Here is a 23,564-nt window from a genome sequence, read left to right as displayed (position 1 = left end):
CGATTTTCCCTTTAAGTCATATGTGATAGTGAGATTAATCGGTAAAACAACCCCTAAACATTATAGTAGACAAGCCCTATTCTCACAAGCATAATTAAGAGGTATGCATTATAGTTCTGGGAGGACTGACGGATGGCTTATGATGTAAAAGTCGATGTGTCACCGATTTATGAGTTGCTCAGCAGCTTCATGTTATATACTACACGAAAATGGATTAACAATCTGGACATCGGACGCGAATGGATTCACGACATTCAACAGAACCTTAGTGAGGAAGCACGGCAAGCCTTCGCTGAGGCGGCTGACTATCCGTTCGGCGATTATGATCTGCTCTACGCCCTGGCGCTGGAACGGGACTCATCCGTACAAATCCTTGGCTATCTGGAGGCGTTGTCTCACGGTAATACCGGTTCACTACTCGCCCGGATTACTCCGTACGTTCCCGCTGCGACCCTGGAAGATGTGGAACGGCTTCAGACTAACTATGCGCCGCTCCTTAATATTTGGCATGACAATTACTTTAAAGGTGTCGAGGAGCTGTACGCGGGCATGATGGAAGAGGACGCCATGGAGAAGAAGGATCTGCTTGAGAAAATGGATCCCGAGCCGCTCATCGAATTTGCCTCGGGTGGGCTTGTGCTCGATCAGGAGCTTCCCGTGAAGCATATTATTCTCGTTCCATCCATTCATTTCAGACCGATAAATACGTATTGCTTCTTCAAGGAAGAGCTGCTTATCCAATATCCGATCGATATTCCGGAAGCTGATGAGGACGAGCCGCCAATCTGCCTGCTTCGACTGACCCAGGCGTTATCCAAGCCGGAACGTCTGCAACTGCTGCGCTATTTGGCGAATGAGCCGAAGTCGATGCAGGAGATGATCCGGGACACCAATGAGTCGAGGGCGCAATTGCACCATGAATTGATGATTCTCAGATCTGCGGGTATGCTTCGCGTTCATCTTACTGACCGCAGTAAGGAGAAGTTCAGCATCCGGCCAGACGGCGCCTCCGAGCTGCAGATGTTCCTCGAGTCCTATATTCGCATTTAATGGTTGGCCTGGCATGATGAACAACATTTGCATTTTTGCTGCTGCCTCTGATAAGTTAAGATAAATATGATATAGAGCAAGTGCAAGAAGGAGTGATAGAGATGAAACAGACTGTGCAACAACAAATCATTTTCGATCTTGATGACACTTTGATCTACTGCAACAAATATTTCGAACTGATTCTCGGCCAATTTGCCGACCTCGTATCGGAATGGTTCAGCGGATACCAGCTGCCGATCAAGGAAATCCGTGATAAACAGATCGAAATCGATGTGGCCGGAGTACAGCAAATTGGATTCGCCAGTCAGCATTTCCCGGAATCGCTGATTGATACCTACCGCTACTTCTGCCAGCAATTCGGCGAGCGCCGCGAGGAACTTAAAGAAAAGCAGCTTATGCGGCTTGGCCTCAGCGTTTATGAACAATCCATTGAACCTTATCCAGGTATGATAGACACGCTCGATTTCCTGCAACGGCAGCAGCATGAGCTGTACCTTTACACCGGCGGTGAGACCGTGATCCAACAACGGAAAATTGAGCAAATGAAGCTGGCTGATTATTTTCAAGATCGTATCTTTATCCGCCAGCATAAAAATATTGATGCATTGGAAGAGATTCTGGGCTCTCGTCCGTTCCATCGTCAAAACACATGGATGATCGGGAATAGTCTACGGACCGATATCTCGCCAGCTCTCACGGCAGGTATCCATGCCATCTACATCAAGCATCCTGATGAATGGTCCTACAATCTCATCGAGCTGGCGCCGCGTAATGATTCCTATTTATATACGGTAGCTTCGCTCGAAGAGATCCCGTCCATTATATCCGACTCCGGGCAAGCCCGCAGCGCTAAGAAATTGTCGCACAGATCCAGATAGTGCTATGCACTGAACTGAAAATAGATATAAAAAAACTGGGTTGATGGATTTTTCCATCGGCCCAGTTTTTTGTCATTAACCCTCTGTCCGTTCTACATTTAACTTCCCGCTCACGGGATCAAGCAGCGTGATTCGGCCTTTGTAATCTCCTTCTGAATGCTTGAAGGATAAAATTTGCGTATGGCCTTTTTCAAGCAAGGATTGCAGCATCGTGCGCGAAATTTTCTTACCGGCATACTCTTTCCAAATGACAAAGCCGCAGCCCTGCTTATAATGAGTACAGCCATAACCTTTGCGGCCTTCGATCAGCTGACCGCCACAGCCGCTGCGCGGGCACGGCGCCAACGCTTCGAAGCCGCCAGACGAGCCCGCCGAACCCCCGGAGCCAACGGCTTGTCCGGCTGCCGCTCCCCCAGCAGTTCGCCCGCTGCCGGATGAGCCGCTTCCTCGCCTGGAAGCGGTCCCTGCTGTGGAGTCGCCTCCTTTGGAGCGAGAGCCTGTGCGGCCGCCGCGCTTGCCCTTCTCCTCAGGGCCACCGTCAAACCGCGAAGCGTCCGCTTTCTTCTGTACACGCACCTTCTCAACAATCGAGATCGTAAATTTCTTCACGTTCTCCATAAATTTCTCGCTGGTCGCCTCTCCTTTAGAGATTTGGTACAGTCGGCGCTCCCACTGCCCTGTCATCTCGGGAGAAGTTAACAGCTCTACTCCAGCATGCCTGATTAATTCGATGGCAGTGCGCCCCTTCTGCGTCACCGTGATCCGCTTGCCCTGCATCGTGATATATCCGACGCTTTTCAGGCGCTCGATCGTTGCGGCCCGGGTCGCTGGTGTTCCAAGCCCCGCATCCTTCATCGCTTCGCGGAGCTCGTCATTCTCGAGCTGCTTGCCAGCACTCTCCATAGCCTTGAGCAGCGTGCCTTCGGTATAAGACTTCGGAGGCTGAGTGGCTTTCTCCTTCGCCTCAGCTTCCTTACATAGCACCGGCTTATTGCGGTCAACAGAGAACGGCTCACTGACCTCTTCCTCTTGGTCTTCCTCTTCGTCCTTCTTCTTGCCGCGCTTTGAAGCTTTGTTGTCATCACCGGGCAAGCACACTTTCCAGCCCAAGGACAGCAGTTCCTTAACATTCGTCTTGAACAATTCCTTCTCAACTTCCGTCATCACTGTGTGCTGCTTATATTCAGCTGCCGGATAGAAATGCGACAAAAAGCGGCGGACGACGAGATCATAAATATTCCCCTCTTCCTTACTAAGCGTTCCCGGCCTTCTTAAGGTCGGCAGAATGGCATGGTGATCCTCCACACGAGAAGGATTGCAGACCGACTTGTTGTTCACATGAACCCGCTTCTGGTTCCCGCCCTCGGCTAGTTCCTTATAATCCGTAGATTTCAGCATATGTAGCGTTTTGTGCATGCCTTCGATATTTTGTTCAGTTACATAATTGGAGTTTGTACGCGGATATGTAATCAGCTTATGGCGTTCGTATAAAGCCTGGGCCAAATCAAGCGTCTTCTTGGCCGAGTAGCCAAACTTCGCGTTCGCATCACGTTGAAGCAGCGTCAGGTCATACAGCTTATAAGGATATTCCTTCGTCTCCTTAACCTCATATTCCACGATCTGGCCTTGCTTGCCGCGTACTTTATCCGCTAAAGACCGAGCCTTCTCTGCATCTGTCAATCGATCCCCTTGCCAGGTTCCGATATATAACCGCTCGTCCTGTTCAAATTCAGCTTTGATCTCGTAATAAGTCAAGGAGTCAAAGCTCTCGATTTCCTTCTGACGGTCATAAATCAGCGCGAGTACAGGCGTCTGCACCCGGCCGACCGAGAGCAGCGTATTATGCTTTGTTGTAAAGGCACGTGAGGCATTCATACCGACGAGCCAGTCGGCCTCACTTCTCGCCCGCGCTGCCTTCGTCAGATTCGCGAACTCTTCGCTGCTCCGCAGCTCGGCGAAGCCTTTGGCGATACTCTCGGAGGTCAAGTCAGAGATCCACAGACGCTTGACCGGCTGCATAAGCTTAAGCCGCTGCTGAATCAAAGCGAAGATATATTGTCCTTCGCGCCCGGCGTCGCAGGCATTTACAACCGCATTGCAACGCTTGGCCAGCTCGCCGATCGTCTTCAATTGATCCTTCGTCTTCGGATTCGGCACAATCTTGAATTGCTCTGGCATGATTGGCAGATCATAAAAATTCCATTTTTTATACTTGTCATCATAGGCGTCAGGCTCGGCCAAACCGAGTAGATGTCCGATCGCCCAGGTAATAATATATTGCTCTCCTTCCAGATAAGAGCGATTATTCTTCGCCCGCGGCTCAATCACCGCGGCGATCGTTCGTCCCATATCGGGTTTCTCAGCAATTACGAGCGTTTTCATTGTTTCAAGCGCCCCTCTTTCCTAGCATTCCAGTTCCACAGATAAAAAGGGCCGCGCTCCGCGCAGCCCTGTAGCTAACATCTATTATAGCATATTTTCACATCGTTCGCTTCACGTTTTCGTCTAACGAAACTACAGACCGTTATTTCCTCAGAAATAGTAGTCACTGAAATCTAACGAAACACCGTATCGTTATTTGGAAGAAATTCAGTCGTAAAGCCCTTAATTCGCTTCAATAACGATACCCAGTTTCGTTAAAATTTCTAGCAGCGCGTTTAAGTTGAAATAGCGATACCACGTTATATTAGAAGTCAATAACTGTGGCCCCTGTTTGTTAACAACCTCATTACGCTAGGATTCCGTCCCCTGTCAGGAACTTATTGACTTCCCGTGCCGCCTCGCGGCCTTCCTGGATGGCCCACACGACCAGACTTTGCCCGCGGCGCATATCACCGGCGGCGAATACCTTGTCAACATTCGTGTTATATTTGCCGTAACGCGCTTTGACATTGCTTCGGCGGTCTGTCTCAAGCCCCAGCTCATCGATCATCGTTGTCTCCGGCCCATCAAATCCGATAGCAACGAGCGCTAGTTGGGCTGGGAATACCCGTTCCGTCCCGGGAACAGGCTCATAGGTTTTACGGCCTTCCCCATCGACTGTACGTTTGATTTGAACCGTGTGCAGCTCCTTCAAGTTCCCCTGCTCGTCGCCGACGAAGCGGGTGGTCATGATAGAGAATTCCCGTGGATCCTCCCCATACAACGCTTTGGCCTCTTCCTGAGCATAATCGAGCGTATAGACATTCGGGAATTGTGGCCACGGATTGGCAAGCGAATCCCGCTCCAGCGGTGCCTTGACATGCGTGCCAAATTGCGTAATGCTACGGCATCCATGGCGCAGAGCTGTAGCGACACAATCTGATCCGGTATCTCCACCGCCAATTACGATTACATCTTTGCCGGCCGCTGAAATATATTGCCTATCCTGTAGCCCGGAATCGAGGTAGCTCTTGATCGTGCCGTTCAGGAAAGGCATCGCATAATGCACACCGTGTAAATGGCTGCCTTCAATCTCGAATTTGCGCGGCCTTGTCGCCCCGCCGCATAGCACAACCGCATCATATTGATCTATCAGCTGCTGTGTCATGATGTCCTTACCGATTTCCGTATTCGTAACGAACTTTACGCCTTCGGCAGCGAGGAGATCGACACGACGCTGTACGATCTTCTTATCCAGCTTCATCGCGGGTATGCCGTACATCAATAGACCGCCGATCCGATCCGCGCGTTCATACACAGTCACTTCATGTCCAGCCTTGTTCAATTGCGCTGCACAGGCCAGCCCCGCCGGACCGGAGCCGACGACCGCAACCTTATGACCCGTACAGTGCGCAGGCGGCTCCGCTACAATCCAGCCTTCCTCGAAGCCTCGGTCAACAATCGCTTGTTCAATCGTCTTGATTGTTACTGGCTGGCCAATGAGCCCTACTGTACAAGAACCTTCACAAGGAGCCGGACAGACCCTGCCTGTAAACTCCGGAAAATTATTCGTCTTGTGCAGGCGCTCCAGCGCATCTCTCCATAAGCCGCGGTAGATGAGATGATTCCATTCCGGAATCAGATTGTGCAGCGGACAACCTGAAGTACCCCCGATCATCTCGATCCCTGTATGACAATAAGGAGTTCCGCAGTCCATACAGCGGGCTCCCTGTCTCTGTAATTCCTGTTCAGTCAGATGCTTGTGAAATTCCTGCCAATCATTTACTCGCTCCAGCGGACTGCGGTCTCCCGGTAGGTGACGGGTAAACTCCATAAATCCAGTTGGTGTAGACATCTTATTTCCCCCATCCGTTGCCAACGAGAGCAGACAAGCCGGATCGACTGATCCGGCTTGTCTATGCAGCGCATACGGAAATGCAACCGCTAGTGAACCCTCCCGTTATCGTGTAACTTGATGTTAGCACCCCAGGGGAACGTTATTAATGGATTAATAAATTGATATTTTGCACTATTATGCAGACGGATGACGCCTTACATAGATCAAAAACCGGTAATTATAAGGGTTCTTCTCATCACGAATTCCTGCGCTCTCCTGCTCCAGCTGGAACTCGGACCAATCGATCGACGGGAAGAAAGTATCTCCGGCAATGTCTTCATCAATCTTCGTCACCAGCAAGCGATCCGCGTAAGGGATCAACAGTTGGAAAATCCCCGCCCCGCCAATCACCATTAATTCCTCGCCATCCGCCAGAGCTAACGCCTCTTCAACCGTATGTACGATCTCCGCACCCTCAGCATGATACGAGCCATCATTCGTCATGACGACATTGCGACGGTTCGGCAGTGGGCGGCTGCGCATCGACTCCCAGGTTTTACGTCCCATAAGTACGGTCTTCCCTGTCGTTTGTGCTTTGAAGAAGGCCATATCCGCTGGCAAACGCCAAGGCAAATCATTATCCCGACCAATAACTCCGTCCCTGGCCATAGCCCAAATAAATGTTATCCCCATGTTTTTACATCCACCTTCCTGGAATCCGTTCATCAAATAGCCGCTCTACAGGCAGTGCTATCATTGGCTAGCTTCTATATCGCAACAGGGGCTTTAATGCCAGGATGATGCTGGTAGCCGACAAATTCGAAATCTTCATAGACATAGTCGAAAACAGAATCCGGCTTGCGCTTAATCACCAGCTGTGGCAAAGGATACGGCTCACGCTCCAATTGGGTCTTCACCTGTTCAAGATGATTCTTGTAAATATGCACGTCTCCGCCTGACCAGATGAATTCGCCTACCTCCAGACCGCATTGCTGTGCAACCATATGCGTGAGCAGCGCATAGCTGGCGATATTAAACGGCAAACCGAGGAAAGTATCGACAGATCGCATGGTCAGCATACAAGAGAGCTTCCCATCAGCCACATAGAACTGATATACGAAGTGACAAGGCGGCAGCTTCATCTCATCGATTTCAGCTACGTTCCAAGCACTGACCAAGTGACGGCGCGAATCCGGATTGTTCTTGATCGATTCGATCACACCTGCAATCTGGTCGATTCTTCTTCCGTCCGGTGTCGGCCAGGAACGCCATTGCGAGCCATAGACAGGGCCCAGATCTCCGTTCTCATCCGCCCATTCATCCCAAATGCGGACCCCGTTCTCTTTCAAGTATCTAATATTGGTGTCTCCGCTGAGGAACCAGAGCAGTTCGTGTACAACCGACTTCAAGTGAATCCGCTTCGTCGTCATCAGTGGGAACCCCTTGCTGAGATCAAAGCGTAATTGTCTGCCAAAAACCGAATAAGTACCCGTGCCTGTCCGATCCTCTTTTTCCGTTCCGTGATCCATTACATCCTGTAGTAAATCCAAATAATTTCTCATCTATAGCACACCTCAAATACTCGTTTTATAACATATCTTATTCATTATAACAGACTGTAATTTTACAATGTAGTAGTAGAATGTGATCCTGCCCTGAGATTAAAATATGCTCAAAAATTCGCTTTTCAGCACCGAGAAGGTTGGATGAAGCTAGGGTCTGAGGAGCGAAGCGTACGTTTTGGGTACGTGAGCACCTGAGATGTTTCCGCAGGAAACATGACTTCGTAAGCATCTGCTTAGACCCGGCTGAATTCAAGATTCGATGCCGAGGTTACTTCTTGATTCACTTCGTGATCAAAAGCGAATATGCCGGATCGTAATCAGCTTGCGATCGAGCGCCTTCCGGAAGCCGCTTCTTGTATCGGGGAGCAGCGTAACACCGCTGATCGAAGCAATTCGTTCAACAGCATCTTCCGCCGTCAACTCATCGGTATAGACATGTTCGGCGAACACCTCTGTGCCAAGACTGGCTAGACAGCGGTCTATCTGCTGGATCGGCCAAGAGTTCGACCTCTCCCCCCGTCCTTTAAGGCGCTTAAGTAAAGTTTCCCTGGAAGCAAGCAAAGTAACATGACAAATGTCTGTCCCGACACCTCGTAATCGTCCGACGATCTCGGCAAAATAGTCCGGGTTCGTGATTGTCATGGGTACAATAACGGTCCCGCTATACTCCTCACTCAAATGTTTCAGCATGGCATAATTCATTTCCCGCCACATCGGATAATCTTGAAAATCCCCTTTATGTATAGACTTTGGCAATTGCTTTCTGATGAAGAAGCCAACGTGCTCAGGATCATACACAACAGAATCAGGAATCCGCCTTTGTAACTCGAATGCCGCGGTCGTCTTGCCCGAGCCAAAGGCTCCATTAATCCAAATTATCACATTCTCACCCACCTGTCTGACTTGAACCTCTATAAAAAGACGAAGCCTGAGCGATAAAGGTTACTCCCTCATGCCCAGGCATCCTGGCTTCAAGCAACTATTATATTAGTGGAAAATCCCCGCTATCCCTGCTACCAGTACGAAAATTGCAAAGATCATACGATAAATCGCGAATACCTTCATCGGCTTCTTCTGCAAGTAAGAGATGAATTTCCGGATCACGGCCAACGCAACAATGAAAGATACGACAAAGCCGATAATAAGTGAAATAATCTCTGTGCTAGTCAGGCTTGTCAACCCGCCGATTTTCAAAATTTTCAACAAACTCATGCCGACCATAACTGGAATCGCCAAGAAGAACGAGAACTCCGCAGCTGCCACCGTAGACAATCCAGCGACCCAGCCCCCAATAATCGTGGAAGCGGAACGGGACATCCCTGGAATGATAGCCAAACACTGGAAGGCACCGATAATAATCGCTTGCTTGACCGTCACGTTCAGTTCATCGCCGCCTATTCCCGGAGCTCTGTTATTCCGGAATCTAGATTCAGCATACATCATCCAAATCCCGCCGAAGAATAGCGTAATCGCTACGACAACCGGTGTGAATAGATACTTATCAGATAGGTCGTTCAGCAAAACACCGAATACTCCGCCAGGAATACATGCGATCGCCAGCATAAGCCAGAACCTGAACCCGGAACGCTCAAACCCAACCTTCTTGGGGAAAAAGTTCACGAGCGTGTCCTTGATTTTGGCCCAATACAGGACGACAACCGCCAGAATGGCGCCAAGCTGAATCACATAAGTATACATCTCTACAAAGGAAGGGGTTGTACCCTCAAAACCTAACAGGTTCTCGAAGATTACGAGATGGCCTGTGGAGGAAACCGGCAAGAACTCGGTAATCCCTTCTACGATACCTAGAATAACTGATTTCAAAAAGTCCAAAATATTGTCCATTTCCTGCCTAATCTCCTTTTCAAAGCGTTCGTTCTTATCTCATTAAAATTTGGCCCGTTTCAACTTTACCAGTTCATTATATAAGAAATCAAGCACAGCTTTTTTACTTTCAATTTATTGGATCGAGCAAAACCTTTCATTATTACTTCCTATTTATATGCACGCTTGTACGAAAAATGTGGAATTGACTTCTGTATCACTATATCGTAATATTACGATATTATGAAATAGTGCGAGGTGAATTCCTTGTGGACAACAATTTTAAAGCTTATACCCAGGCAGCGGAAATATTGAAAGCCTTGGCCCATCCTGTTCGGCTCTGTATTATTCGGGGACTCATGGAGAAGAAGCAGTGCAATGTTTCTTATATGCAAGAATGCCTTGATCTACCGCAATCGACGGTATCGCAGCATTTGCAGAAATTGCGCAGCGCTGGAATCGTAGAGGCCGAGCGCAATGGACTGGAGATCAATTATCGTATCGCAGATGAGAAAATTCGGAAGCTGGTTACAGCATTATTTGAGGAGGAACAACAAGCATGAGTAGAAAAGTATTAATCGTAGGCGGTGTCGCCGGGGGCGCAACCGCGGCAGCACGGCTGCGGAGACTGGATGAAGAAGCGCATATTGTCATGTTCGAAAGGGATGCCTACATCTCCTTCGCCAACTGCGGACTTCCTTATTATATAGGAGATTCCATCAAGGAGCGCTCCAAGCTGCTTGTACAGACTCCAGAAGCGATGTATCGCCGCTTCAATATCGATATTCGTACCGAGAGCGAAGTTATGGAGCTTCGTCCGGACAGCAAGACCGTACTCGTACGCAGCAAGGAGCGCGGCGAATATGAGGAGAGCTATGATGCAGTAATCCTCTCCCCGGGTGCAAGACCGATCCGGCCAAACCTGCCTGGAATCGATAGTGCACGGATCCATACACTGCGCAATATCCCAGATACGGACCGTATCAAAGCGCGTGTTGTCGAAGAGAAGGTGCAATCGGCGATCGTCATCGGCGGCGGATTCATCGGTGTAGAGATGGCTGAAAATCTGCGAGATATCGGTCTCGATGTTACTTTGATTGAAGGCGGGCCGCAAATTTTGGCTCCGTTTGATTCTGAGATGTCGGCTGTGCTGGCCAAAGAGCTGGAAGAACGTGGTGTGAACCTGCTTATGTCACAAACTGTAGCAGCATTCCAGGAGGCGGACAACCGGATTCAAGTACAAACCGCTGACGGAAGCACATTAACTAGCGAAATTGTCATTCTTGCCATTGGTGTTACTCCGGATACCGGCTTCCTGAAGAACAGCGGATTGGAACTTGGGCCGCGTGGCCATATCATCGTGAACGATCGTCTAGAGACTAATCTGGATCAAGTGTATGCGGTCGGTGATGCGGTTGAAGTTGTGGATTTCGTCAATGGAAGCAAGACGGCGATTCCGCTGGCAGGACCGGCCAACAAGCAAGGACGGATCGCTGCAGACAATGTGTATGGTCTTGAGACGACCTATAAAGGCTCGCAGGGCACTTCCATCATCAAAGTATTTGGGTTAACGGGTGCAGCAACGGGCAATAACGAGAAAACTTTGCAGCGTTTGGGATTACCCTACCACGTATCCTATGTTCATCCGAATTCTCATGCCGCTTACTATCCGGGAGCAACTCCACTATCGTTGAAGCTGTTGTTTGATGATCAAGGTACTGTGCTTGGTGCCCAGGCCGTTGGCTATGACGGTGTCGACAAGCGTATCGATGATATTGCTACCGTAATCCGCTTCCGGGGTAACGTCACTGACTTGACGGAATTGGAGCTTGCTTATGCGCCACCTTACTCCTCTGCGAAGGACCCAGTTAATATGGCGGGCTACACCGCCGAGAACATTCTAAGCGGTCGGACACAGGTGTTCACAGCACAACAGCTTGCAACAAGAGATACAGCCAATACGATATTGGTCGACGTTCGTTCCGAGCTTGAGCATGCGAATGGGCATATTCCTGACTCCTTGAACATTCCTGTCGATGAAATGCGCAGTCGTCTTGATGAGTTGGATGCATCCAAAGAGATCTGGGTGTACTGTCAAGTAGGATTAAGAGGATACACGGCATCCCGTATTTTGCAGCAAAAAGGCTTCAAGGTGCGCAACCTGACTGGTGGCTACAAGACTTATCAAATGGCAAACTATAAGCCTGGAAGAGTGACTACACCTCCAGCGGGGAAGCAGGCTAATCAAGTGAATTTACAACAAGAACGTACTGCAGCCGAGGGACAGATTGCTTCTACAGCTGAAACCATGATTCAAGCTACAGCTGAGCTGGACGCATGCGGATTATGCTGCCCAGGACCGCTGGTTCAGCTTAGGATGAAGATGGATGAGCTGAGCAGTGGCGAGATCCTGCATGTTACGGCAACCGATGCCGGTTTCTATGAGGATGTTCAGGCTTGGGTCAAAATGTCCGGCAACCAGCTTAGACAAGTTAGCAAAAATCCGAACGGCACGATTGAAGCATATGTAGAAAAAGGAGCTCCCTTGACCGAGGCAGTCTCCACAGCTCCGGCACAAGCAACGGCTGATGGAAGCTCAATGATCGTCTTCAGCGGCGATCTGGATAAGGCTATCGCTTCTTTTATCATCGCTAATGGCGCAGCAGCTAGCGGCAAGAAGGTCACGATGTTCTTCACCTTCTGGGGACTGAACATCATCCGCAAACCAGAGAAGGTTGCCGTCTCCAAGAATATGATCGGACGCATGTTCGGAGCGATGATGCCGCGTGGCAGCAAGAAGCTGTCCCTGTCCAGAATGAACATGATGGGGATGGGAGCAAAAATGATCCGCTCCGTGATGAACAACAACAATGTCTCCTCCCTAGAAGAGCTGATTCAATCAGCGATCCAGCAAGGAGTTGAGATCGTCGCTTGCCAAATGTCAATGGACGTAATGGGCATCAAGCACGAGGAGCTAATCGATGGCGTTAAGGTCGCTGGAGTCGGCTACTATCTCGGCAAAGCCGATCAATCAGGCATCAATTTATTCATATAAAATAAAGCTGAGGCTATCCTTCCGTTATTGGTGACGAGGGATAGCCTCTCTATTTTATTTGAAGACAATAATATATCCATCAGGATCCTGCACATATATATTTTTGAAGGTCATACCATTGCTATGTGTTGCTTCAATCGGACCATGTATTTTGGCCCCGCACAAAACGTAATTGCTGCTCCAGGAGCTCGAATTACTCATAATCGACATGAACAAATGTATCCCAAGCGAGATCAGGCCCTCCCAATCCGTTGGGTAATTACTTCGTTTCGATAATAAACGCCAACCTTACAACTTTTATTTTTAATAAACTCTAATCCCTTGCTTCCGAGGTTAATTACATTTGCAGATCATCAGCATATTTCCGTCCGGATCTTTAAAATTGAACCAATGACCGTGTTCAATAGATGTCACGAGCTCAGCGCCTAATTGCTGTACATATTGATAGGCCCGCTCAATGTCATCGGTGTCAAAATGAAACATCGGCGTCCGCGCGTAAGTATCTTCTGCATAAACCTTACTGTCCAATATCACATTGAGTCCGTTGTTATCCATAGGAATGCAGCAAAGATGCCCGGAAATAATCTCGAGGTCTGGTTCAAGGCCTAATAATGAACAATACCAATCGCGGGCGGCTGTAATGTCTTTAACCGGTATAAAAATCCCGCTGATCTTACTAGTTACAATACTCATCTTGCATCCTCCTTTCCCTATAGTCACATCTAAGGCTTGACGTTCATTTCACCGAAACATTATTTCTACTCGAGCGTAATTATTCCATAAGGAGTTGAATCCGATGAATTTTCTTATGGGGATTATATGTATTATTATCGGTGTACTAAATTTAGCGAAACCAGAGTTCGCCTGGTATTTAAAAGAAGGCTGGAAAGTAGACGGAAATTCCGAGCCAAGCGATACTTACCTGACATTCACTCGGATCAGCGGTGGAGTAGCCATTTTTGTGGGTATCCTCGTCTTTTTCGTTGGAATAAGCTAGGGGTCTGATTCTGCTCAGCACTATTTCTCATCAGGATGGGCGAATGTCGTGAGCAATCTAGGTTATCATCCATAGACTATGGTTGAGAACCATTCCTGTAAGGAGGATTGCTATGGATTATCAACAAATTTGCTGGAACTGCATGAATAAATATGTCGGCATCACGATGAAAGACGGACAGCGCTTTGACGGCTTCATCGCCCATGTCGACAACGACTTCGTCACTCTCGCCATTCCAACCGATGAGATGATGGCCGGGATGTCGGGGGACAAACGACAGTTCGGATTCCATCCCGGATTCTTCCCGCGGCGCCGCTTCTTCCGTAGGCGGTTACCGTTCTTCGGTATTAGTGATCTATTTCTGCTTCCTTTCTTCCTATAGGCCCGGATGGCCTGCTTAAGGGGTATGGAATTTCCATATCCCTTCTTGTTATGTTAACTGCTATGCATCACAGGCGTATGCGGAGGTCTCCTCAGTGGAAGCCTTTCTTCCCTTCCCCGCTCCCGATTAACGCAATGGCTTCTTCAAGGAGTACAATTCCTCCTCGATCGATGCTAGCTTCTGCTCTACGGCCTGCCGGGCATCCTCAATCGCTTTGTTATACACATAGGGCGCAAGCTCTTTGAGCATGAAATCGAGCAATTGCTCCGCAGCGATATCACCGATGCTCTCGGACCGCTCCATTTCAAAATACTCCTTCACACTCTCCACAATCTCTTGCTTCTGTTCCTTCGGCAGCTTAATAGGTATCATGGTATCTTTCCTCCATATCTGGTTTCATCTTGATGCACTGAACTGACTCGCTATTTGCCCGCATATTTCCAACGAGGTTACAACTCAAATTTCTCTTTAATAATCTTAGCCACTTCATTCGCACTAAGATTCGTATTGTTAATGCGAAAATAATTACTCTTTTGAATTTCTCCAACATGAGAATTCAATCTGTATTTCTCCATTGTACTTATTAAGTCCTGCTCCGAGCGCGTAATATTTCTCTTCGTCGGTTTATGCTCTAGCCGATGCGGTGTCTTATTGCGCTCCAGCCGTTCTTCCAGATCTGCTTCCAACTCGACATAATAGATCTCGGCTCCGCGAGATTCAAACTTCTTGCTAATTCGATCGATATATTCCCAATCACCAGCAAGATCAAAAGCCCACACATAAGTAAAGATCAACCCCGGTAAATCGCTTTTGGACACCTCTTCAAAAATTTCCTCACGGAACAAGTTCACCAGTCTTTTTCCCGTTTCGCTACCATAGCTAAAAAAAGGCGTTACCAGTTCAATTGTCATATGGTTATGGAACAGCTTCAGATTGGTTATTTTCTCAAGCTCATGGCCAACGGTCATTTTGCCGACGGCTTGTGGCCCGAACAAAATTACCAGCTTCATAAGACACCCCTCCTCCACATTATTCCAAGAAATATACCAAGATTAGAAGCCTCGGTCAACCATTTTTGCAGCATTAGCATAGTAAAAAAAGACAGGTCCTTGTGAACAAGAACCCGCCTTAGTCTGTATCTAATAGATTAATACTTTACATCGGCATATTCCGACTTCGTCTCCAACTGTCTCTTGGCGAATGGACAAAGCCCGAATAGCTTGATCTGATGGCGTCTTGCATAATCAGCGACGTTGGACATCAAATCCTCCGCCAACCCTTGTCCGCGATATTTATCATCCACATACGTATGATCGATAATATAGAGAGTCTCGCTGGATACGCTATAAGTCATTTCAGCAATGATCTCCCCATGATCTTCGATATAAAATTGATGATCCTGTGCATGATGTTGAACCTTACTCATTCATCTCACTCCTTCTCTGTCTCGGTATCTGATGGTTTGGTATGCCACTTGTAGGTCAGCGCTCCACTAGGACAAGTATCAATATGAGCAGTGATCTTATCCGCCGATGCGCCTACTGTATTGACCCATGGCCGCTTCTTCAGATCAAATACCTCCGGCATTCCCTTCACACATATTCCGGAATGAATGCATTTCTCCGCATCAAAATATACTTCGATTTCTTCTCCTTTGTACACTTTCTTACTCATGATGAACACAACCTTCCTATAGAAAAATACCAAACTGTGTATGCATTATAGTTCATAATAAAATAACTCGCAAAACAAATATAGTTACTTAATAAAGTATAGCTGTGCGAATTAAGTTTGTCTATGATTTACAATATGCATCAGCTCGGCCCCGTCACCTTGCTACATCCCTTGAGAGCTTGCTTTCCCCTCCGTCTTCTCAGCCATGGCACGGTTCATCACGACAATACCGATAATAACGAGCACAATCGCGGAGATCTTCAATAGGTTAATATGTTCTCCGAAGACGGCGATCCCAATCACTACCGACAAAGCCGTTCCTACTCCGCTCCAGGTTGCATATGCGGTCGAGAGGGAAATATACTTCAAGGAAAAGTTAAGCGATGTGAAGGAGATTAAATAACCTACAGCAACTCCGATACTCGGTCCGAGCAAAGTGAACCCTTCCGATAGCTTCAGCATCGTCGTGGCGAAACCTTCGAAGATGATCGCCAACGTTAAATATAAGACTCCAGACATACAAGTGCCTCCCTCTACTTCGCTGCATTCAACAAGACAATGCCGGCAATGAGGATGCCCATACCGACCCAAGCTTGACGATTCATTTTCTCTTTGAATATCCACATTCCGGCCAGTACGGTCAGGACCGTTCCGATGCCGCTCCAGGTTGCATATACGAATCCTAACGGCAGATACTTCAACGCTTGTGACATAAGCCAAAATGCCAACCCGTATCCCACAATGACGCCGATAATTGGAGCCCATTTGGCGAAGCCGTTCGACAGCTTCAGCATTGTAGCAGCGAAAACTTCCATCACAATCGCTAGGCCTAACATCAAGTAGCTCATTTATCTTTCTCCTTATCGATGAAGTCTAATAATAATTGAACAACTCTCCGCCCTTCCTCCTGACTGAGCGGGTCACTATTGAATAACTTGGAGTAGAGAAAACCGTCGGCAACCAATCGAATGATCATACCAGCCTCGAACGAGAGCCCCTCCTTCACCATCTCGGTGCGGAACCTCTGGTAGTCTTCATCCCAGAGCAGGATCATCTCCATATTCGTGGCAATCGCCGCCAGCATGCTGGAGCTTGCATTGTAACGACCGCAGCCTTCCAATTGTCGTAGTGTGGCCAATAAATAAGACTTCGTATAACTGCCTGTCTCCTCCAGCTCCTGCTGCAGCAATTCGCGGAATTCCCGAATGGTCTCCTCATTTAATCCTTTGATCAGCTCATCCTTGCTTGCAAAATGATATAGCAAGCCGCCCTTGCTTACTCCCGCCCGGGCTGCAACCTCATCCAGAGTTAAGTGGCTGATGCCCTGCTCCACTATAATTGTAGAAGCAGCTTCAAGAAGAAGCGAACGCTTCGATTTCGCCATTATCGTAACCTCCATATTTGCTATAGACGCACAATTTTACTATACCGTCCAGACGGTTTTATTTTAACAAAAACAAATGGTCTGTTCAATCCTGCTTCTGAACCCTATCTAAAATAACAGAAGAGCGAGCCTTACGGCTCGCCCTTAACCATTCTCCTCACCATCCGCATCGATGGCTTCCTCATCTTCTTCACTCTCGCTGCGCACTCCGCCCGGGGGTTCAAGTACAAGCTTCACCTGCTTGTTCCCGCTGTCTTCTAAGACCGTCTGGGAGACGACAAAGCCTTCTCCCTCAAACGTAACATAAATATTCAGCACGGATAGTAATTCAAGCGCATCGCGAAGAGATTGTCCCTTGAGATCCGGGATTTTGATATGGTTTACTGCTTCTGTCAGAAGATATACTTGCTGTCCCTTCATCAGTGAACTTCCTGGCTTCGGAAATTGCGATACAAGCTCCTTCCCGTTCCCCAGCAATGCATAAGGGATGTCCGTATTGCGAAGCTCTGTTAATGCCTGCTGTAAAGACAGCTTGCTTAAATCAGGAGTCCGCAGCATTGCTGTATTCTGAGCAAGATCACTGTCCCCAGGCGCTGTAATGGTCTTCCGCACACCCATATACTGAAGCATCTGTTTCATAATTTTCTGGAATACCGGGGCTGCTGCCTTGCCTCCGCCCAAATCCGAGTCCTTCGGTTCATCGATCAGAACCAGCATCACGACCTTAGGATCATCGACTGGCGCATATCCGATAAAAGACACGACCTGCTTGGTGTAATCATATTTGCCCTTGAAAGGCTTAACGGCAGTACCGGTCTTACCGGCGATCCGATAGCCTTCAATATAAGCTCTACGCCCGGTTCCGTATTCACTATTAGATACAACCTGCTCCAGATATTCTCCAACCTCCTTGGCCTTGTCCGCGGATATCACTTGACGAACAGGCTCCGGCTGCGTCTTAATGACTTCTCCAGATTGTGGATCGGTAATCGATTTAATGATATGAGGCTTAAGCAGCATTCCCCCGTTAGCCACAGCACCTACTGCTGCCAGCTGTTGCAGAGGCGTAACCATCAGTTTGCCGTGCCCATATGACATGGTGGCATATTCGGAGGGCTGTTCCGGACTTACTACTCCCGCCGCTTCACCAGGCAGTTCGATGCCTGTCTTTTGCCCGAATCCGAAGTTATCCACGTACTGCTTCAATCGCTCTGGTCCGAGCATTTCATAGCCAAGCTTAACGAAGGCCACATTACTCGAGCGCATGACTCCTTCCAGATAGTCGATTCTCCCCCAGCCTGAACGCTTAATATCATGCAATGTCTGGCCCGGAACCCGGATACTTCCCGACATATATTTGGCCTTCGGATTAAATAAATCCTCTTGTACCGCCCCAGCTAACGTTACGATCTTGAAGGTCGAACCTGGCTCATACACCGACTTGATCGCATGATTGTAGAAATTGCCCAGATCATCCTCCAGCCAGTATTCATTCGGATTATAGGTAGGCAAATTGGCCATGCCCAATATTTCCATCGTCTTCGGATCCGCGGCAATCACAGTCATGCTAATCGGCTTCAGCTCATTAAAGGCTTCCTTCATCGCTTCTTCAATATAATATTGAATCGTATGATCGATCGTCAGCTCGATATTCATTCCGTTCTTGGCTGGATTGTAGATCTCATCCGCCCTTGTAACCGTAATTCCCCGGCCATCACTTTTATATTCAAAAGAGCCGTCCTGTCCCTTCAATTCCTCATCGTATAATGACTCAAGACCAGATATGGCAATCCCGTCACGATCTACATAGCCAAGAACATGCGCAGCCAGACTCTTCCATGGATAGAAGCGTTTCTGCTCCTTGGTCAGATAGATGCCTACATCGTCAAGCTCGTGCTTATCCTTCAGATTTCGAGCGAAGACCTCGACTTGATCGCTCAGATCCTGATCGATCCTGTAGCCCTCATAACGTACCTCGCGCTGCACATAGAAGCTGCCTTCTTTATTCTTCGCATTTACTAGTTTGATTAGATCGGCTTTGTTCTTGCCAAGCACTTCACTGAGACCTTCAGCTACTTCTTCCTGCAAGTCCAGACTATTAATCAGCTTCGGATTAACCGATACCGTATAAGCAGGAGCCATCATAGCCAGGACCTCGCCGTTACGATCCGTGATCGTCCCCCGAGTCGCGTACAGGGTCTGCTTTCTAGACCACTGTTGTTCCGCATACGCTGTCCAGAATTCCGTCTCCATCACCTGCAGCCAGAATACCCTTATCATCAATACGATAAAGAAAAAGGTGATACATCCGCCTATTACTAATGTTCGTAATCTTAATCTTCTAATCATGGAATAACCTCTTGATTTTAGATTAATAGAGAGAATACTGTGATGAATAGATTATATTTCATAGCATTCCATATTCAAACAAATAGTTCAAGTGAAACATTCCATTTCGTAGTAAAATTTCATAATAAACAAGAGATCGAGCGCCGTCGATAATTATGTATCCATTATTGCTGCTCATTCTGAGCAAAAAAAGAAGGCAAGACCATAACGGTCTTGCCTTAACAATAAGCTTAGGAGAAATCCTGCTAGAGGTAGTTTAAAAAGTCACCCTTTGATCACGAAGTAAAATATGAAGCTACTCGGCATCGAATCTTGAATTCAGCCGGGCCTTCCGGTGCTCACGTACCTACTACGTACGCTCCGCTCCTCAGGCCCTAGCTTCATCCAACCTTCTCGGTGCTGAAAGTCTGACTTTTAAAACATGCACTATAGGAGGACTCTGAGTTGATGAATGGTTAAACCTTGTCTTAACGAGAAACCATGTGAATTGGATGGCCTTCTACGAGTTCAGCCGTTTCCATTACGATCTCACCAAGTGTTGGGTGAGCGTGGACTGTCAAAGAGATATCCTCAAGCGTAGCACCCATTTCAACCGCAAGACCAAGCTCAGCGATGAGGTTGGAAGCTTCGATACCGACGATTTGTGCGCCGAGTACAACGTTATTCTCTTCGTTAGCTACAATCTTGATGAAGCCATCAGGAGCATTCACGGAAGTTGCACGTCCGTTGGCTGCAAATGGGAATTTGCCGGATTTAACCTTGAAGCCTTTTTCCTTAGCTTCTTTTTCGGTGTAGCCCACGCTTGCGCATTCAGGATCTGAGAATACTACAGCTGGCATACCTTTGTAGTCAACTACAGATGGCAAGCCAGAGATGGCTTCTGCAGCAACTTTACCTTCGTACGAAGCTTTATGAGCTAGTGCAAGACCTGGAACGATATCGCCGATAGCGAATACTTTAGGGTTGCTTACACTGCGGCCTTGATGGTCTACTTTCACCATACCGCGATCTGTTAATTCGATGTTAGCCAGATCAAGACCAAGATCACCATCTGTATTAGGACGACGACCTACTGTTACAAGCAGGTAGTCTGCAGTAACTTCTTTGGATTCACCATTAACAGAGTATTTAACCGTAACACTCTTATCCGTTTGCTCAGCACCTTCAGCCATAGCATTCGTTACAATTTCAATACCTGTCTTCTCCATGCCCTTCGCCACAAGACGAGTCATGTCCTTATCCAGGCCGGGAAGGATCGCATCTGTGCCTTCAATGATCGTTACCTTCGTACCGAACTTCGAGAACATTTGACCGAGCTCAGCACCGATAACGCCGCCGCCGATAACAACGAGGCTACCAGGGATTTCTTGCAGGTTCAAAGCTTCTGTCGAGGACAGGATACGTCCGCCGAATGGGAATGGCTTCAATTCGATTGGACGGGAGCCTGTTGCCAGGATACAGTGTTTGAAGCGATAGCGCAAAGATTCATGATCATTGAATGCACGAGCTTCCGAATCATTGATGAACATGATTTCGCCTTTGAACACTTCTACCTTGTTGCCTTTGAGCAGACCCGTAACGCCTTGAGTCATTTTGTTAACAACGCCGTTCTTGAATTCTTGTGTCTTGGCGAAGTCTACTGTTACATTCTCAGCAGTAACACCAAAAACGTCAGCATGCTTAGCGGACTCATAAGAGTGAGCAGCCGCGATCAGCGCTTTGGAAGGAATACAGCCGCGGTTCAAGCACACGCCACCGAGTTCCGATTTATCAGCGATGATGACCTTTTGGCCGAGCTGAGCGGCACGAATTGCCGCTACATATCCACCAGGACCAGCACCTACAACTAGTGTATCGATATCGATTGAAGCGTCTCCTACTACCATGTTGTTACACCTCCATAACAAGCAGCTCAGGGTTGCTAAGCAGTTGTTTGATGTAGTTCATAAAGTTTTGAGCTGTTGCACCGTCGATCAGACGATGGTCGAAGCTGAGAGACAGAGCCATCACTGGAGCGACAACGATCTCTCCGTTCTTAACAACCGGCTTCTCTGTAATACGGCCAGTACCCAGAATAGCTACTTCAGGGTAGTTGATGATTGGAGTGAAGAACATACCGCCAGCGGAGCCGATATTCGTGATCGAGATCGTGCTGCCTTTCATTTCTGCAGCGGACAATTTGCCTTCACGACCGCGAGTTGCCAAGTCAGTAATGGCTTCAGCGATCATCCAGATACTCTTACGATCTGCTTCTTTGATTACAGGAACGATCAAGCCGTTGTCTGTATCTGTAGCAATACCGATGTCATAGTGTTTCTTATATACAATTTCATTGTTAGCTTCATCAATTGTAGCGTTGAGAGCCGGGAATTTACGGGAAGCTGCAACAAGTGCCTTCACGATAAATGGCAGGTAAGTAACCTTGATGCCCTTCTTCTCAGCTACTGGCTTCATACGTTTACGGAATTCAACGAGATCCGTTACGTCTACTTCGTCCATAATTGTAACGTGTGGAGCTGTGTATGCCGATTTAACCATCGCATTAGCGATCGCCTTACGGATACCCTTGAATGGAACGCGTTCTTCTTCGCCAGCTGGAGTCGATACTGCCGCTGCTGCAGGGGCTGCTGCTTCTGCTGCATGACCAGCGTCTGCGGAAGCTGCTGCAGGGGCTGCGCCACCATTCTTGAATGCTTCAACGTCTTCGCGAGTAATCTTGCCAGCTTTGCCTGTGCCAGTAACTTGCGTAATATCAATGCCTTGCTCACGAGCAAATTTGCGTACGCTTGGAGTTGCCAACACTTCACGGTTAGGTGCAGCTGGAGCTTCTGCTGCTGCCGGAGCTGCCGCAGGGGCTGGTGCTGCTTCAGCCGCTGGCGCTGGAGCTGGTGCCGCTTCTTCTTCAGCCGGAGTATCTTGCTCAGGAATATCGCCAGTTGCATCGATAATAGCAACCACTTGACCTACGCGGAAAATAGCGCCGTCCGTACCGAACACTTCTTGAACTGTTCCTTCTACCGGACAAGGAACTTCAACGACAGCCTTGTCGTTTTGTACTTCCATGATAATGTCTTCGTCAGTTACTTTGTCGCCAGGCTTGATGTGCATTTTAATAATTTCGCCTTCATGCAACCCTTCACCAAGCTCTGGGAACCGATATTCAAATTTTGCCACCTGGAGGACCTCCTATAACTTACGTTTTAATTAAAATTCGAGTACTTTATTAACACCTTCGATAATACGAGCAGGTGTTGGAAGCCATTGATCTTCGATTTGAGCGAACGGATATACAGTATCCGGAGCAGATACGCGAAGCACAGGAGCTTCCAAATGCAGAATGGCATGCTCATTAATTTGAGCGATTACTTCTGCAGCGATACCAGCCGATTTTTGAGCTTCTTGAACAATGATAACGCGGTTCGTCTTCTTCACAGAAGCAAGAATCGTATCGATATCGAGCGGTACCAGGGTACGCAAGTCAATAACTTCAGCTTTGATGCCGTTCTTCTCAAGCTCTTCAGCAGCTTTAACCGCTGTATGAACCATCAAACCGTAAGAAAGAATCGTTACATCAGAGCCTTCACGAACAACATTAGCCTTGCCAAGCTCTACTGTGTATTCACCTTCAGGAACTTCATCACGGAACGCATGGTACAAGTTCAAATGCTCCATGAAGAATACTGGATCGTTGTCACGGATCGCCGAGATCAACAAACCTTTTGCATCATAAGGATTCGAAGGAATGACCAATTTGATACCTGGAGTTTGTGCGATCAAGCCTTCAAGGGAGTCTGTGTGCAGCTCAGCTGCTTTTACCCCGCCGCCAAAAGGAGTACGGAACACGATCGGCGAATGATAACGGCCGCCGGAACGGTAACGCATACGTGCAGCTTGAACGAGAATTTGGTCAAGTGCTTCAAAGATAAAGCCTACGAATTGGATCTCCGCGATCGGACGGAAGCCTTGAACGCCAAGACCTACCGCCATACCGCCGATAGCAGACTCAGCAAGCGGAGTATCGATAACACGCTGATCTCCGAATTCTTGCTGCAAACCTTCTGTTACACGGAATACGCCGCCGGCATTACCAACGTCTTCGCCGAAAATAAGTACGTTTGGATCCCGTTTCATCTCTACGCGCATCGCATCGCGAATTGCTTCTTTCATATTCATTTGTGCCATTGCTTCATTTCCTCCTCATTAGAACT

24 protein-coding genes are annotated in these 23,564 nt (G+C 48.0%); 6 read left to right on the top strand and 18 right to left on the bottom strand.

The genetic code is table 11. The features are described from left to right. Positions 1-132 precede the first annotated feature (132 nt). Both EI981_RS11525 and EI981_RS11520 read left to right on the top strand, forming a co-directional pair. Positions 133-1,050: an ArsR family transcriptional regulator gene (locus tag EI981_RS11525; protein WP_126998244.1), complete on the top strand. Its 918-nt coding sequence runs from the start codon at positions 133-135 to the stop codon at positions 1,048-1,050. 101 nt (positions 1,051-1,151) lie between these two features. Next, positions 1,152-1,928 (top strand): HAD family hydrolase, encoded by a 777-nt coding sequence (locus EI981_RS11520; RefSeq protein ID WP_126998242.1) that lies wholly within the window; start codon positions 1,152-1,154, stop codon positions 1,926-1,928. Positions 1,929-2,003: 75 nt separating this feature from the next. Here EI981_RS11520 and EI981_RS11515 read toward each other — a convergent pair whose 3' ends face one another. The 6 genes from EI981_RS11515 to EI981_RS11490 form a co-directional block, all read right to left on the bottom strand. Continuing rightward, positions 2,004-4,310, bottom strand: a complete 2,307-nt coding sequence (locus EI981_RS11515) for a type IA DNA topoisomerase (protein ID WP_126998240.1) — start codon at positions 4,308-4,310, stop codon at positions 2,004-2,006. A gap of 346 nt (positions 4,311-4,656) precedes the next feature. Then, positions 4,657-6,144 (bottom strand): glutamate synthase subunit beta, encoded by a 1,488-nt coding sequence (locus EI981_RS11510; RefSeq protein ID WP_126998238.1) that lies wholly within the window; start codon positions 6,142-6,144, stop codon positions 4,657-4,659. 177 nt (positions 6,145-6,321) lie between these two features. Beyond that, entirely contained in the window at positions 6,322-6,819 is a 498-nt protein-coding gene (locus EI981_RS11505; protein ID WP_126998236.1) for a dihydrofolate reductase, read from the bottom strand. Positions 6,820-6,893: 74 nt separating this feature from the next. Next, positions 6,894-7,688: a thymidylate synthase gene (thyA, locus tag EI981_RS11500; RefSeq protein WP_126998234.1), complete on the bottom strand. Its 795-nt coding sequence runs from the start codon at positions 7,686-7,688 to the stop codon at positions 6,894-6,896. A 294-nt stretch (positions 7,689-7,982) separates the two neighbouring features. Continuing rightward, complete coding sequence (locus EI981_RS11495) at positions 7,983-8,573, bottom strand: AAA family ATPase (RefSeq protein ID WP_126998232.1); 591 nt, start codon at positions 8,571-8,573, stop codon at positions 7,983-7,985. A gap of 105 nt (positions 8,574-8,678) precedes the next feature. After that, the gene (locus EI981_RS11490) at positions 8,679-9,536 is read right to left on the bottom strand and encodes an undecaprenyl-diphosphate phosphatase (RefSeq protein WP_126998230.1); all 858 of its coding nucleotides are present in this window, start codon (positions 9,534-9,536) and stop codon (positions 8,679-8,681) included. A gap of 248 nt (positions 9,537-9,784) precedes the next feature. Here EI981_RS11490 and EI981_RS11485 point away from each other — a divergent pair, with 248 nt between their 5' ends. Next, the gene (locus tag EI981_RS11485) at positions 9,785-10,078 is read left to right on the top strand and encodes an ArsR/SmtB family transcription factor (protein ID WP_126998228.1); all 294 of its coding nucleotides are present in this window, start codon (positions 9,785-9,787) and stop codon (positions 10,076-10,078) included. Continuing rightward, positions 10,075-12,570 carry a DsrE/DsrF/DrsH-like family protein gene (locus EI981_RS11480; RefSeq protein ID WP_126998226.1) on the top strand — a complete coding sequence of 832 codons (2,496 nt, stop codon included), beginning with the start codon at positions 10,075-10,077 and terminating at the stop codon, positions 12,568-12,570. Before EI981_RS11485 ends, EI981_RS11480 begins: the two co-directional genes overlap by 4 nt. A 333-nt stretch (positions 12,571-12,903) precedes the next feature. Here the strand turns inward: EI981_RS11480 and EI981_RS11475 are convergent, their stop codons facing one another. Continuing rightward, positions 12,904-13,263, bottom strand: coding sequence for a VOC family protein (locus EI981_RS11475; protein WP_126998224.1), 360 nt, complete (start codon positions 13,261-13,263; stop codon positions 12,904-12,906). A 103-nt stretch (positions 13,264-13,366) separates the two neighbouring features. Between EI981_RS11475 and EI981_RS11470 the strand changes: the two genes are divergently transcribed. Both EI981_RS11470 and EI981_RS11465 read left to right on the top strand, forming a co-directional pair. Next, a complete protein-coding gene (locus EI981_RS11470) occupies positions 13,367-13,567 on the top strand; it encodes a DUF6199 family natural product biosynthesis protein (protein WP_126998222.1) in 201 nt (66 codons plus the stop codon). Positions 13,568-13,679: 112 nt separating this feature from the next. Next, on the top strand, positions 13,680-13,949 hold the full coding sequence (locus EI981_RS11465) for a phosphatidylinositol kinase (protein WP_126998219.1): 270 nt from the start codon (positions 13,680-13,682) through the stop codon (positions 13,947-13,949). A 126-nt stretch (positions 13,950-14,075) separates the two neighbouring features. On the opposite strand, the gene EI981_RS11460 is transcribed toward EI981_RS11465, so the two are convergent. From EI981_RS11460 to EI981_RS11410, 11 genes are all read right to left on the bottom strand, one after another. Beyond that, complete coding sequence (locus EI981_RS11460; protein WP_126998217.1) at positions 14,076-14,321, bottom strand: DUF2164 domain-containing protein; 246 nt, start codon at positions 14,319-14,321, stop codon at positions 14,076-14,078. A gap of 77 nt (positions 14,322-14,398) precedes the next feature. Then, a complete protein-coding gene (locus EI981_RS11455; protein WP_126998215.1) occupies positions 14,399-14,959 on the bottom strand; it encodes an AAA family ATPase in 561 nt (186 codons plus the stop codon). Between the two features lie 137 nt (positions 14,960-15,096). Beyond that, a complete protein-coding gene (locus tag EI981_RS11450; protein ID WP_126998213.1) occupies positions 15,097-15,375 on the bottom strand; it encodes a GNAT family N-acetyltransferase in 279 nt (92 codons plus the stop codon). A gap of 5 nt (positions 15,376-15,380) precedes the next feature. Further along, a complete protein-coding gene (locus EI981_RS11445; RefSeq protein ID WP_193556451.1) occupies positions 15,381-15,623 on the bottom strand; it encodes a (4Fe-4S)-binding protein in 243 nt (80 codons plus the stop codon). A gap of 162 nt (positions 15,624-15,785) precedes the next feature. Beyond that, positions 15,786-16,142 carry a DMT family transporter gene (locus tag EI981_RS11440; protein ID WP_126998211.1) on the bottom strand — a complete coding sequence of 119 codons (357 nt, stop codon included), beginning with the start codon at positions 16,140-16,142 and terminating at the stop codon, positions 15,786-15,788. Between the two features lie 14 nt (positions 16,143-16,156). Beyond that, a complete protein-coding gene (locus EI981_RS11435) occupies positions 16,157-16,471 on the bottom strand; it encodes a DMT family transporter (protein ID WP_126998209.1) in 315 nt (104 codons plus the stop codon). Continuing rightward, positions 16,468-17,007: a TetR/AcrR family transcriptional regulator gene (locus EI981_RS11430; protein ID WP_162616144.1), complete on the bottom strand. Its 540-nt coding sequence runs from the start codon at positions 17,005-17,007 to the stop codon at positions 16,468-16,470. Before EI981_RS11430 ends, EI981_RS11435 begins: the two co-directional genes overlap by 4 nt. A gap of 144 nt (positions 17,008-17,151) precedes the next feature. Continuing rightward, complete coding sequence (locus EI981_RS11425) at positions 17,152-19,356, bottom strand: penicillin-binding protein (RefSeq protein ID WP_126998205.1); 2,205 nt, start codon at positions 19,354-19,356, stop codon at positions 17,152-17,154. Between the two features lie 467 nt (positions 19,357-19,823). Then, the gene (gene lpdA / locus EI981_RS11420) at positions 19,824-21,242 is read right to left on the bottom strand and encodes a dihydrolipoyl dehydrogenase (RefSeq protein ID WP_126998203.1); all 1,419 of its coding nucleotides are present in this window, start codon (positions 21,240-21,242) and stop codon (positions 19,824-19,826) included. Between the two features lie 4 nt (positions 21,243-21,246). Further along, complete coding sequence (locus EI981_RS11415) at positions 21,247-22,530, bottom strand: dihydrolipoamide acetyltransferase family protein (RefSeq protein WP_126998201.1); 1,284 nt, start codon at positions 22,528-22,530, stop codon at positions 21,247-21,249. A gap of 30 nt (positions 22,531-22,560) precedes the next feature. Further along, positions 22,561-23,538, bottom strand: coding sequence for an alpha-ketoacid dehydrogenase subunit beta (locus tag EI981_RS11410; RefSeq protein WP_126998199.1), 978 nt, complete (start codon positions 23,536-23,538; stop codon positions 22,561-22,563). Positions 23,539-23,564: the final 26 nt, after the last annotated feature.

Source organism: Paenibacillus lutimineralis (assembly GCF_003991425.1).
Lineage (GTDB): Bacteria > Bacillota > Bacilli > Paenibacillales > Paenibacillaceae > Fontibacillus > Fontibacillus lutimineralis.
The sequence above is the reverse complement of the archived record's forward strand: the minus strand, read 5'-3'. Positions and strand labels throughout refer to the sequence as shown.